Here is a 12,741-nt window from a genome sequence, read left to right as displayed (position 1 = left end):
TCGGGAGAGGATCCGCTATATGAGGGTGTTCGTGTTCTTCGACTTGCCGGTTGACACGGCGGCGCAGCGAAAAGAGTACCGATTGTTTCGAAAGTACCTCGTCAAAGAGGGTTTTCTGATGCTGCAGGAATCAGTGTACGCCAAGCTGGTGGTGAACGACGCGCAAGCGAATGCGGCTGTCATCCGCCTGCGACAGCACCGCCCGCCAGCGGGGTTGGTGCAGGCGCTCAAGGTGACCGAGAAGCAGTTCGCGGGGATGGAGTTCATAACGGGCTCGCGGCAATCTTACAGCGAGCTCGACACGTTAGAGGAGTTCGTGGTGCTATGAAGCTGATCCTGTCGGGGTTTCCTGAAGCGCTTGACTTGGGAAGTGATGCGGTGTCGGTGCTCGAGATTCATAATCGCACATTGTTTTCGCGAGTGTGCCAATCGTTGTTCTCGGAGCTCGATGACGAGGCGCTGGAGCCGTATGCCTTTTGGGACGATGATGAGCGGCGGAGTTCGCGAAACCAATTTCTCTTTGTGTTCAATCCTTTCGCGCTTCCTTGGTCAGAGCGGGTACTTATCGGCGAAGTGCTTGAGCGTGTGGAGGGCATGTTTCTCTCTGAGGATGACGTGCGTCAGGAGATTGAGACGGCGGGACGAACGCTATCCGAGCGGGTTGCCGCTTTGGGGTTGCGGCTTCAATCGGACTATACTTTTGACATACAATGGGAGATGCGGAAGTATCTGAAAGCTTTTGATTTCAGCGTTGATGTCGATTCTTCCGACACGCTCTTTGACAACCTGATAAAGTTCTTGAAGTTTGCATCCGACGCGTCGTTTAAAAAGCAGTTGGTTTTCGTGAATCTGAAGAATTTTTTGGAGACGGAAGAGGTTCAAGAGTTCTATCGGCAAGCGATTTTTTCAGAATTGAACGTTCTGCTGCTGGAGAACGTACCTGATGGAGCGAACTTTGAGTTCGAGAGAAAAATGTGCATTGATAAGGACTTTCTTCAATCATGAAGAAGCCCGCCAGTCGGCTTGTCCATCCTCCTGCAGAGAGGATTTTGCCCCAACGGTTTTGGAGCAGTGACAAACTGACTGGTAGTCAAACGCGCATGTCGCAGCGGCTGTCTTTGTAAAGGTTTTGGAGCAGTGACAAACTGACTGGTAGTCAAACCAACCTCGTGTGCCTATGCAGGCTGCACCAGTTTTGGAGCAGTGACAAACTGACTGGTAGTCAAACTCCAGCTCGCGCTGGCGCTGGGTCGCTTCGGTTTTGGAGCAGTGACAAACTGACTGGTAGTCAAACGCAAAATGCTGACACCTCACAATGGAGACAGTTTTGGAGCAGTGACAAACTGACTGGTAGTCAAACAAAACGGTACTCGACTTCGGATGTGGAAAGGGTTTTGGAGCAGTGACAAACTGACTGGTAGTCAAACTATCGTATGTGATATTCGCCGCATATCGCGGTTTTGGAGCAGTGACAAACTGACTGGTAGTCAAACTAAAGCGCAGCGGGTTCCCCCCCGTGAGCATGTTTTGGAGCAGTGACAAACTGACTGGTAGTCAAACCTTTAATATATCATGTGCGATTTGCATTGGTTTTGGAGCAGTGACAAACTGACTGGTAGTCAAACGCGCGAATGGATGGATGGGATGACTGATGAGTTTTGGAGCAGTGACAAACTGACTGGTAGTCAAACTTCTTGGTGCGGTACAGGCGAACGGGCATGGTTTTGGAGCAGTGACAAACTGACTGGTAGTCAAACAGAACTCGTTTATCCCGCCCTTGGCATCGTGTTTTGGAGCAGTGACAAACTGACTGGTAGTCAAACTTGGTCGTGTTCATGTGGAAGCGGGTAAGCGTTTTGGAGCAGTGACAAACTGACTGGTAGTCAAACCATCCAACATGGAAGCCGAGAAAGGAAGGGGTTTTGGAGCAGTGACAAACTGACTGGTAGTCAAACACGCCTCCTTCAGCATCGCCGCCTTGTATGGTTTTGGAGCAGTGACAAACTGACTGGTAGTCAAACGATACTCTGCGAAAACACGCCTTGGGTAAGGTTTTGGAGCAGTGACAAACTGACTGGTAGTCAAACTCTTTAATATATCATGTGCGATTTGCAATGGTTTTGGAGCAGTGACAAACTGACTGGTAGTCAAACGGCTTGCCGCGCTATCTGACCGCCCTAGCTGTTTTGGAGCAGTGACAAACTGACTGGTAGTCAAACCGACCATAGGCGTGGAGAACTGGATACCGGTTTTGGAGCAGTGACAAACTGACTGGTAGTCAAACTGGAACGACGGGCGAACGACGGAGGGTACGGTTTTGGAGCAGTGACAAACTGACTGGTAGTCAAACCTTGTGCCAGATTTATAGGGCACAAGATGAGTTTTGGAGCAGTGACAAACTGACTGGTAGTCAAACTCGCGCCATGCGCTTTCTCAAGTTCTTCCTGTTTTGGAGCAGTGACAAACTGACTGGTAGTCAAACAAAGGTTGTCGTGGAAGACTGCAAGGGCTTGTTTTGGAGCAGTGACAAACTGACTGGTAGTCAAACCCACGCGAAGTTAATGGTCGGGTCATAATCGTTTTGGAGCAGTGACAAACTGACTGGTAGTCAAACAACCTCGAAGTCACCGGTCAACCCATTTGAGTTTTGGAGCAGTGACAAACTGACTGGTAGTCAAACGATGATGAATGGCATACGCACTATATTTACGTTTTGGAGCAGTGACAAACTGACTGGTAGTCAAACGTGCTGCGATGAAAGGTTTATCCATGTGAAGTTTTGGAGCAGTGACAAACTGACTGGTAGTCAAACCAACGATTGATCGTTGCAGAACGTCCGATTGTTTTGGAGCAGTGACAAACTGACTGGTAGTCAAACACGGAACACCGCAACGGGAGATAACCTTTTGTTTTGGAGCAGTGACAAACTGACTGGTAGTCAAACGCCAGCGCGAAGGTACTTTGACCCCCGTGGGTTTTGGAGCAGTGACAAACTGACTGGTAGTCAAACCGCCGCAAGTATTTATACTATACACGACGCGTTTTGGAGCAGTGACAAACTGACTGGTAGTCAAACCCATCGGACAGAAGGGATAATCATGATGCAGTTTTGGAGCAGTGACAAACTGACTGGTAGTCAAACGGGTTCCCCGTGACTATCAAAATACACAAAGTTTTGGAGCAGTGACAAACTGACTGGTAGTCAAACTGCTGGAGCAAGTATACTGCGTTGATAAGCGTTTTGGAGCAGTGACAAACTGACTGGTAGTCAAACCACTTTTATCGCTGTTTGGCTTCGAGTACGTTTTGGAGCAGTGACAAACTGACTGGTAGTCAAACATCTGGGTTCCCGCTGAGAAGTGCAACGTGTTTTGGAGCAGTGACAAACTGACTGGTAGTCAAACCGTTGCTTTTGATGCTGTTATCTTTGTTATGTTTTGGAGCAGTGACAAACTGACTGGTAGTCAAACTAGGGCAGGAAGACATATGGGCAAAACCATGTTTTGGAGCAGTGACAAACTGACTGGTAGTCAAACCGCAGAATATCTATGGGAAGGTGGAATGATGTTTTGGAGCAGTGACAAACTGACTGGTAGTCAAACTCGCAAGCTATAATGATGCAGGCACGGGCGTTTTGGAGCAGTGACAAACTGACTGGTAGTCAAACTGCGACAAGATTTCCAGCGTTATCTACACGTTTTGGAGCAGTGACAAACTGACTGGTAGTCAAACGTGGACGCGCCCGACGAACAGCCCGGTGCGGTTTTGGAGCAGTGACAAACTGACTGGTAGTCAAACACATAATAATTACGTTCATGATTGTCAATAGTTTTGGAGCAGTGACAAACTGACTGGTAGTCAAACAATACGCATTCCAGCCAACCTTGGAAAATGGTTTTGGAGCAGTGACAAACTGACTGGTAGTCAAACTGCGGCGTCTCTGGAAGCATTAGAAGGATAGTTTTGGAGCAGTGACAAACTGACTGGTAGTCAAACCGCGGCTGGAAACTACTCGGACGTTACCGTGTTTTGGAGCAGTGACAAACTGACTGGTAGTCAAACAGAACGACAGCACGGTGATTGCGTTGATTGGTTTTGGAGCAGTGACAAACTGACTGGTAGTCAAACCGCTGCTGGTCTGCTCCGTCACCACGACTGTTTTGGAGCAGTGACAAACTGACTGGTAGTCAAACCCCACGTTCCCCTTCTCGCCTGCCTTTCGTGTTTTGGAGCAGTGACAAACTGACTGGTAGTCAAACGGTGAAGGCTCTTATGCTTACGAACCCGCCGTTTTGGAGCAGTGACAAACTGACTGGTAGTCAAACAAATGTCGAACAGGGAAATTGTACGAACTTGTTTTGGAGCAGTGACAAACTGACTGGTAGTCAAACGGTCGGTGTGGACTTCGTGGTGACTGTCGAGTTTTGGAGCAGTGACAAACTGACTGGTAGTCAAACGTGCTGCGATGAAAGGTTTATCCATGTGAAGTTTTGGAGCAGTGACAAACTGACTGGTAGTCAAACGCGCCGCATCATCAAGCTCGAAGAGAGCAGGTTTTGGAGCAGTGGCAAACTGACTGGTAGTCAAACCGCCACGCTCACGTACTTCCACGGATGGTCGTTTTGGGGCAGTGGCAAACTGACTGGTAGTCAAACGGAAGTGGCGAGCTCGGAAGATGAACGCAGCGTTTTGGAGCAGTGGCAAACTGACTGGTGGTCAGACAAACGGCTGATACGCTCGTTGCATGCGCTGGTTTTGGTGCGGTGACGAACCGACTGTTAATCAAGCTAATCTTGGGCGCGTAGCCTTCGGTAGCCGTTTTGGAGCGGTGGCTGGCGGACTGGTGGACATAAACGAATAGGATGACCAACCGGAGGGCATCGCTTTAAGATACAGGGGTGGGAGGGTGTGAGGTTGGATGCGTCTTCCGTCGTCGGTTAACAATTGCCGGTGGTTTTCAGGGCGATTGCCTGTACCATAATAGGGATAGATAGTTTATACTCGCACGTAGGGATTGCAAGCGGACCTGTTGCGAGGAGGAACCATGGCCGTCAACCGTCAGAAGCTCAAGCTGCTGTATCTCATGCGGATGCTCGAGGAGGAGACCGATGCCGAGCAGGGGCTCACGATGGCGCAGATCCTCGAGCGGCTGGAGGCACAGGGCATCACGGCCGAGCGCAAAGGCATCTACCGCGACATCGAGGCGCTGCGCGAGTTCGGCTTGGACGTGCGCACCTACCAGCGCGCGCCGGTGGAGTACGCGCTGGAGCGGCGCGACTTCGCTTTCCACGAGCTGTTGCTGCTGGTGGACGCCGTGCAGAGCTCGCGCTTCCTCACGCAGCGCAAAAGCGACGCGCTCGTGGCCGGCGTGAAGCGGCTCGCCACGAAGCGCCAGCGCAAGCTGCTCGACAAGCGCGTGCACGTGGAAGGCCGCATTAAGATGCAGAACGAGTCGGTGTTCTACAGCGTCGACCGTATCCAGGAGGCCTTGGCGGGCAAGCGCAAGATATCCTTCACCTACTTCAAGTACGACGCCGAGAAGCGCAAGAAGCTGCAGCATGACGGCAGGCGCTACGTGGAGACGCCCGTGCAGCTCGTGTACTCCGAGGGCTACTACTACCTGGTGGCGTTCAACGAGAAGCACGACGGGTTCGCGAACTATCGCGTGGATCGCATGGATCGCATCGAGGTGCTGGAGGAGCCGGCCGCCAAGAACGAGCGCATCGCCACGTTCGACCCGTGCGAGCTGGAGAGCCGTGCGTTCGGCATGTACGCGGGCGAGCCGGTCCCGATGACGCTGCTCGTGGACGAGTCCGTGATGGGCGCTGTGATCGACCGCTTCGGCAAGGACGTCGAGTCCCTGCCGGCGGGCGAGGGCTGGGCGCGCGTGTACGCCGTGGTCATGAAAAGCCCCGTGCTGTTCGGCTGGCTCGCGCAGTTCGGCGACCGGGTGCACATCGAGAAGCCCGCCTCGCTCGCGGCCGAGTATCGCGACTACCTGGCGGGCATCGTCGCCTCGTACGGGGAGTGACGCTTCGGCGCGGCCGCGGCTAGACCGCGTGGGCGAGCGGCCATGCGTCGCGGTTGCCCAGGAACAGCCGTCCTCCATCGTCGAGCACGACCTCCACGTCCTCGAGCAGGCCGCCTCGGCCGGTGACGAGCACGAGGTCGGCCACCGTCCGCCCGATGGCGTACGAGCAGGGGCGGAAGCTCTCCCAACATAGGCCCGTCACGGGGGCGTCCGTGGCGATGCGGCCGGAATACAGGGCGATGCACGGCTCCCTCATGGCGAACGCTGCGAGGTCGCCCGACTCGAGCCGCAAGATGGTCGGCGCGTTCGGCAGCCATGACCGCTCCCGCTCATTCCAGAGCGTCACCACGTCGGCCACGCATGCGCCGATCGCGCCCCGTGCTTGCCGACGGTTAGCCTCCGCGAGGCCGCGGGCATCGTCGAACCAGCGCTGGTACAGGTTCGCGAACGCCGTCGCGGCCTCCACCGGCATGCTCATCGCGCGTCCTTCACGAAGGTCTCCCTGCGCATCTTGCTTTGCGGGGCGTGACGGTTCGTCCACGGTGCCTCCTAGGTCTCGGTTTTCGCCTGTATCGCCATCATACGCGCGCGGCTCGGAGCGGCTGTCCTTCCTATGGGACAGCTCCGCAGATTTCTCGCGCGGCGGCCGACCCTCTCGGCCGCCAAGGTTTCCAACGTGTTTCGATGCGATGGGGCTTTCTTGGAGTTGACCTGCGCGCATTGACGGGATGGGCGCAGTTCGTGGATGATCGTTGCAACACGTACGGACACTTTGGCAAGGAGCGGAACTATGGCGAAGACGCGCATCGGCATTTACGGATACGGCAACCTGGGGCGTGGCGTGGAGCTGGCCTGCCGGCAGAACGAGGACCTGGAGCTTGCGGCGCTGTTCACGCGGCGCGACCCGGCGAGCGTGCAGCCGCTGACCGCCGGCGTGCCCGTGTACGCGGCCGATGACCTGGCGGCGCACACGGGCGACGTGGACGTGCTCGTGCTGTGCGGTGGCAGCGCGCGCGACCTGCCCGAGCAGACGCCCGCTTGCGCGAGCCTGTTCAACGTGGTGGACTCGTTCGACACGCACGCGAACATCCCCGCCCACTTCGCCGACGTGGACGTGGAGGCGAAGGCGGGCGGCAAGGTGGCCTTGATCTCCGGCGGCTGGGATCCGGGCATGTTCTCGCTCGCGCGCCTGTACGCCACGAGCATCCTGCCCGAGGGGCACGACTACACCTTCTGGGGCCGCGGCGTGTCCCAGGGCCACAGCGACGCCATCCGCCGCATCGAGGGCGTGGCCGACGCACGCCAGTACACCGTTCCCGTGCCCGCGGCGCTCGAGGCCGTGCGCGCTGGCGAGAACCCCGAGCTCACCACCCGCCAGAAGCACACGCGCGAGTGCTTCGTCGTGGCGGAGGAGGGCGCCGACACGGCCGCCATCGAGCGCGCCATCGTGGAGATGCCGAACTACTTCGCCGACTACGACACCACGGTGACGTTCGTGCCGCAGGAGGAGCTCGACCGCGACCACGCCGGCATCCCGCACGGCGGTTCCGTGATCCGCTCGGGCGTGACCGGCCAGGACGGCGAGCACGGCCACGTGGTGGAGTACTCGCTGAAGCTGGATTCGAACCCCGAGTTCACCGGCAGCGTGCTGGCGGCCTGTGCCCGTGCGGTGCACCGCCTGTCCGCCGAGGGGCAGACGGGCTGCAAGACGCTGTTCGACGTCCCGCCCGCGTATCTGTCGCCCTTGAGCGCCGAGGAGCTGCGCGCGAGCATGCTGTAGGTTTCGCGCAGCAGAACGGCGAGAGGCTGGCAAACGAGCTGCGCGGCCATGGGGCCGCGAGAACAACCTTGGACGGGCGGGCTGCGCAAGCGGTCCGCCCGTTCTCGTCTCAGAGCAGGATCGTTGCCAACGCCGCGGCTGCGAACAGGATGCCGGCCCCGGTGGCGAACGTGCGCTCGCGGGCGGTCAGCCCGAACGCGGTGCCTTGCAGGCAAAGGGCCGTGCGCGCTGCGTGGGCGGGGGACGGGAAGTCCGGGCGGCAGGTGTCTTTCGGCCGGGCCGCCGCCTCGCGGCTTGCAGCGGGAAGCGCCGCCGCCGGCAAGGCGCGCGCATGCTGCGGCAGGCGGCCTGCGCCGCCGGGGCAGGCGATCACGCGGATGGCGGGGGCATCCTGCCCGGTGCGCGCATGCGCTCCGCGGACGGTGGCGCTGTGCGAGGGCGAGGGTGCTTCGGCAAGGGGGTAATTCGTGGCAAGGGCGGCGTTGGCGACCATGGTGCCTCCTGGGGTCGTGCGTTGAATGGTGGCCCCATCATACGCGCCGCCGCCTGCTTGCTTGTCCTACTAACGGGACGGTTGATGTAAATTCTCTCGTTTCCGCGCATAAAAAAGCGGCGCGCAGGTTTCTGCGCGCCGCCGTGGCCGAAAACCTATTCCCTGCCCGACCAGCAGTACGTGCATACCTTCTCGCGGTCGATGCCGATGGCCTCCAGCATGCCGTCGAGCGACTGGTAGCCCAGCGAGTCGAAGCCCATCTTCTCGCAGATGGACTTCAGCATGCACTGGCCGCGCTCGGTGGAGCTGTCGGCGTACTCGTCGAGGTGCTTCTGCCCTTCGTCGCCTTCAAGCTCCTGCACCACGCGGCGCGCGATGAGCTCCATCTCGGAGCGGCTGCGCGAGAAGCTCAGGTACTTGCAGCCGAACATGATGGGCGGGCAGGCCGAGCGCATGTGCACCTCGGTGGCGCCGCATTCGTGCAGGTAGTTCACTGTGCCCTGCAGCTGCGTGCCGCGCACGATGGAGTCGTCCACGAACAGGAGCCGCTTGCCGTTGATGAGCTCGGGCACGGGGATGAGCTTCATCTTCGCCACGCGGTTGCGCACGTCCTGATTAGCGGGCATGAACGAGCGCGGCCAGGTGGGGGTGTACTTGATGAACGGGCGGCCGAAGGGGGCCTTGCTCTCGGTGGAGTAACCGATGGCATGCGGTACGCCCGAGTCGGGCACGCCGGCCACGTAGTCCACGTCGGGCACGCCGCCCGCCGCTGCCTCGTCGCGCGCCATGATCGCGCCGTTGCGGTAGCGCATGACCTCTACGTTCACGCCCTCGTAGTTGGAGTTGGGGTAGCCGTAGTAGACCCACAGGAAGGCGCAGATCTTCATCTGCGTGCCAGCAGGGGAGATGGTCTCGTAGCCGTCCGCGTCCACGCGCACGATCTCGCCCGGCCCCAGCTCGTACTCGTCGTGATAGCCCAGCTTGTGGTAGGCGAACGATTCGAACGAGATGCAGAAGCCCTCGCCGTCCTTTCCGATGAGCACCGGCAGGCGTCCCATGCTGTCGCGTGCGGCGATGATCGTCCCGTCGCTCGTCATGATGAGCAGGGTGAGCGAGCCCTCGATCTCTTTCTGGGCGTGCTTGATGCCCTCCACGAAGTTGTCCTTCTGGTTTATGAGCGCGGCCACCAGCTCCGTGGTGTTCACGGCTCCCGAGCTCATGGCCATGAACTGCCGGCTGCCGCTGGAGAAGTAGCGCTCCACCAGCTCTTCGGCGTTGTTGATGGCGCCCACGGTGGTGATGCCGAACGTGCCCAGGTGCGAGCGCACGAGCAGCGGTTGCGGGTCGGTGTCGCTGATGCAGCCGATGCCGCTCATGCCCTTGAACCCCGGGAGGTCGTCTTCGAAGCGGGTGCGGAACGGCGTGTTCTCGATGGAGTGGATCTCGCGCTGGAAGCCCACTTCCTCGTCGTGGAAGATCATGCCCGCGCGCCGTGTTCCCAGATGCGAGTGGTAGTCCACTCCGAAAAATACGTCCAGCACCACATCGTGATGCGATGCAGCCCCGAAGAATCCGCCCATTGGTTTGCCTTTCGTCGTGCCCGTAGCCTTTAGTGCCAACAAAGGTACCAGTATAAGGCTCCCGGCGCGGGTCTGGGGCGAGGCGGGCGGGCGATTCGCGGTTTCTGCACGAGAAGCTCCGAGAGCGGCCGGGCGGTCGCGGCAGGTCGGCCGCGGCGCGGGCTGCCCGCTAGCCGTCGAGGCGCGCCGAGTGGAGGGGCTTGTACACGGCGCCGGTGCGCTCGAGCGTGCTCTTGTAGAGCGTGGCCGTGCAGGCCCGGTCGTCGCGGGGGAAGGCGAGCGGCGGCAGGCTCGCCTTGGGGATGCGGGCGCGGCGGGCGAGGGTGATGTGCGGCTTGAAGGGCTTCGCGTCGAAGGGGACGTTTCGGGAGGCCAGCTCGTCGCGCAGGCGCTCGGCGAGGTCCTCCAGCTCGCGGTTGGGGGCGATGCCGAGCCAGAGCGTCGCGTCGCCTGCGCGGCCGAACTTGCCCAGACCGTCGCTCGCCAGCACGACGGGGGCCGTGTTCGCGCACACGGCGTCGAGCGCGTCGCCCGCGCGGGCCGCCTGCGCCTCGTCGACCTCGCCGAGGAAGGCGAGCGTGAGGTGGTAGGTCGAGCGCGGCAGGAAGCGGCCCTCCACGGCGGCTCCCAGCTGGCGGGCGAGCGCGGCGACGTCGTCGGCGAAGTCCGGCGGCAGGGCGAGCGCGACGAACGTCCTCATGAGGTCTCCTTCCCGGGGTCGAGCAGCGGCGTGAGCGGGCCCTTCGCCAGCACGTCGACGCGGCGCGTGGCGCGCGAGAGCGTGGTGTAGAGGCGGCGGCGGGCCAGGTCGTCCTCGCCGGGGAAGGCGCGCGCGGAGGCGTCCGGCACGATGACGTGGTCGAACTCGAGGCCCTTCGCCAGCTTGAGCGTGATGAGCACCACGCCGCTCGCGGGCAGTTCGTCGCGCTCGTCCAAAAGCGGCGGCGCGTCCTCGCCGAGCAGCTGCTGGAGGCGTTTGGCCTCGTGCTTCCAAGGCACGATGACGGCGGCGAGCCCCTCGCCCGCCCGCGCCCCGGCTACGGCGGCGCGCAGGGCATCGGCGTAGGCGGCGTCGTCGTCGAAGGCGCGGACGGCCGGCGGCTCGTCGGCGCGCTGGATGGAGGAGACCTGGAGCTGCTCCTCGGGCGGCAGCAGGCTCGCGAACAGAGCGGTGATCTCGGGCGTCGAGCGGTAGCTCGTCATGAGGCGGCATTCCTCCACCTGCCCGCGGGCGGCTTGGAACACCTCGCGCACCTCGTCGAACGAGGCCGTGTCGGGCGCGATGGCCTGGTTCGGGTCGCCCAGCAGCAGGAAGTGCGCGCGGCGGAAGTAGCGCGCGAGCACGGCCAGCTGGGCGGCGGTGTAGTCCTGCACCTCGTCCACCATCACGTACTTCGCGTCGGGGTTGCCCAGCCCCGTGAGCGCCATCTTCAGGTAGAGCCACTCGAGCGGCGCAAGGCCGTCGGTTCCGAGGAGGCGCATGCCGATGCGGTCGATGCGCAGCCAGTCGTCGTTCTCCACGGCGGCGAAGGCGTCGGCGTAGCGGTCGGTGAGGTAGCGCAGGGCGAGCGCGCGCTCCTCCTGCTCGTCGGCGGGCGCGATGAGCTCGCCGAAGATGCGCAGCTGCTCGTCGGCCTCGAGGGCCTCCAGCTCGTCGAGCGCCTCGTCGGTGCCGGCCATCTGCTTGAGGCGGCTCTCCAGGCGCGCGTGCAGCTCCTCGCGCATGAGCGTGATGCGGTGCGGGCCGGCGGGGATGCGGCCGAGCTTGTCGGCGAGCTTGCGGATCTGGTCGGCGGCGATCAGGCGCTTCTCGTCCACGCGGACGTCCTTGAAGTCGTTCGCGTCGAACTCGAACGATTCGACGGTCCGGTCGATGCGGGCGAGCGCGGCGAGCGGCACGTCCACGCGGCCGCTGCCCCGGTCGGGCGGCAGCAGACGGCGCGCGAACTCATTCCAGGTGAGGCTTTCCGGGTTGCGCTCGCCCAGGTCGGGGAGCACGCTTGCGATATAGTGGCTGAACACCGGGTTCGGCGAGATGAGGAAGACCTCGCTCGCATCGAGGCTGCCGCGCTGCTGGTAGAAGAGGTAGGCGATGCGCTGCAGGAGCACCGACGTCTTGCCGCTGCCCGCGATGCCGCTCACCAGCAGCACCGGCACGTCCTCGTGGCGCACGACGGTGTTCTGCTCCTTTTGGATGGTGGCCGTGATGGCCTTCATCTGCGCGGTACGCTGCTTCGAGAGCGACGCCAGGAGGAGCGAGTCCTGGATGGCGACCGTGGTGTCGAAGTAGGCGTTCAGGCGGTCTTCCTCGATGTCGAACTGGCGGCGCAGCTTGAGGTCGGCTTCGATGGTGCGGCCGTCGGCCACGTACGAGGTGCGGCCGTTGTCCTGGTTGTAGTAGGTCTCGGCCACGGGCGAGCGCCAGTCCACCACGAGGCGGCGGTAGTTCTCGTCCGAGATGCCGGCCGTGCCGATGTAGAGCTCCTTGGGCTCCTGCCCGGGCTTGAACTGCAGGGCGACTTTGGCGAAGTAGGGCTGCTTGAGCAAAAGCTCCACCTTGGCGAGCTCGGCCGCATCGGCGTCCTGCGCCAGGTTGTACCCGTCGATCACGCGGTTCATGGCCGCGAAGTCCGCGTAGGTCTCCATCGCGTCGGCGTAGGTGGCGAAGTTGGGCGCGAGCTCCTCCGCCATCGCCTTCTTGTCGGCCGCCGCCTCGCGCTGCGCGCGCTCCATCTTGCGCACGAGGGCGCGCCCGATCTGCTGGAGCTTCGCGTAGGTGTGCGCGAGGTGGCTTTGCTCCTGGTCGAAGACGGGGTCGGCGCTGTCGTCGGGTGTGGGGGCGGGTTCGGTCGGCACG

9 protein-coding genes and 1 CRISPR repeat array are annotated in these 12,741 nt (G+C 61.0%); of the genes, 4 read left to right on the top strand and 5 right to left on the bottom strand.

What is annotated here, in order from left to right; translation table 11 throughout:
* Positions 1–19: 19 nt before the first annotated feature.
* From cas2 to C1877_RS08010, 3 genes are all read left to right on the top strand, one after another.
* Positions 20–328 carry a CRISPR-associated endonuclease Cas2 gene (gene cas2 / locus C1877_RS08020; RefSeq protein ID WP_041238924.1) on the top strand — a complete coding sequence of 103 codons (309 nt, stop codon included), beginning with the start codon at positions 20–22 and terminating at the stop codon, positions 326–328.
* Positions 325–1,005 carry a type II-A CRISPR-associated protein Csn2 gene (csn2, locus tag C1877_RS08015; RefSeq protein ID WP_015538910.1) on the top strand — a complete coding sequence of 227 codons (681 nt, stop codon included), beginning with the start codon at positions 325–327 and terminating at the stop codon, positions 1,003–1,005. Before cas2 ends, csn2 begins: the two co-directional genes overlap by 4 nt.
* Before the next feature lie 55 nt (positions 1,006–1,060).
* Positions 1,061–4,788: direct repeats of the CRISPR family, unit length 36 nt; unit sequence GTTTTGGAGCAGTGACAAACTGACTGGTAGTCAAAC.
* A gap of 256 nt (positions 4,789–5,044) precedes the next feature.
* Entirely contained in the window at positions 5,045–6,031 is a 987-nt protein-coding gene (locus tag C1877_RS08010) for a helix-turn-helix transcriptional regulator (protein WP_114568894.1), read from the top strand.
* A 19-nt stretch (positions 6,032–6,050) separates the two neighbouring features.
* Here the strand turns inward: C1877_RS08010 and C1877_RS08005 are convergent, their stop codons facing one another.
* Complete coding sequence (locus C1877_RS08005) at positions 6,051–6,509, bottom strand: hypothetical protein (RefSeq protein ID WP_114568893.1); 459 nt, start codon at positions 6,507–6,509, stop codon at positions 6,051–6,053.
* A gap of 312 nt (positions 6,510–6,821) precedes the next feature.
* Here C1877_RS08005 and C1877_RS08000 point away from each other — a divergent pair, with 312 nt between their 5' ends.
* Complete coding sequence (locus C1877_RS08000; protein WP_114568892.1) at positions 6,822–7,811, top strand: diaminopimelate dehydrogenase; 990 nt, start codon at positions 6,822–6,824, stop codon at positions 7,809–7,811.
* 109 nt (positions 7,812–7,920) lie between these two features.
* On the opposite strand, the gene C1877_RS07995 is transcribed toward C1877_RS08000, so the two are convergent.
* The 4 genes from C1877_RS07995 to C1877_RS07980 all read right to left on the bottom strand — a co-directional run bounded on the left by C1877_RS07995 (position 7,921) and on the right by C1877_RS07980 (position 12,740).
* Complete coding sequence (locus C1877_RS07995; RefSeq protein WP_114568891.1) at positions 7,921–8,304, bottom strand: hypothetical protein; 384 nt, start codon at positions 8,302–8,304, stop codon at positions 7,921–7,923.
* 155 nt (positions 8,305–8,459) lie between these two features.
* On the bottom strand, positions 8,460–9,884 hold the full coding sequence (locus C1877_RS07990) for an amidophosphoribosyltransferase (RefSeq protein ID WP_114568890.1): 1,425 nt from the start codon (positions 9,882–9,884) through the stop codon (positions 8,460–8,462).
* Positions 9,885–10,053: 169 nt separating this feature from the next.
* Positions 10,054–10,584 (bottom strand): RNA 2',3'-cyclic phosphodiesterase, encoded by a 531-nt coding sequence (thpR, locus tag C1877_RS07985; protein WP_114568889.1) that lies wholly within the window; start codon positions 10,582–10,584, stop codon positions 10,054–10,056.
* Positions 10,581–12,740: a HelD family protein gene (locus C1877_RS07980; protein ID WP_227155403.1), complete on the bottom strand. Its 2,160-nt coding sequence runs from the start codon at positions 12,738–12,740 to the stop codon at positions 10,581–10,583. Before C1877_RS07980 ends, thpR begins: the two co-directional genes overlap by 4 nt.
* Position 12,741 lies beyond the last annotated feature (1 nt).

This window comes from Gordonibacter pamelaeae, assembly GCF_003340385.1.
Taxonomy (GTDB): Bacteria; Actinomycetota; Coriobacteriia; order Coriobacteriales; family Eggerthellaceae; genus Gordonibacter; species Gordonibacter pamelaeae.
The sequence above is the reverse complement of the archived record's forward strand: the minus strand, read 5'-3'. Positions and strand labels throughout refer to the sequence as shown.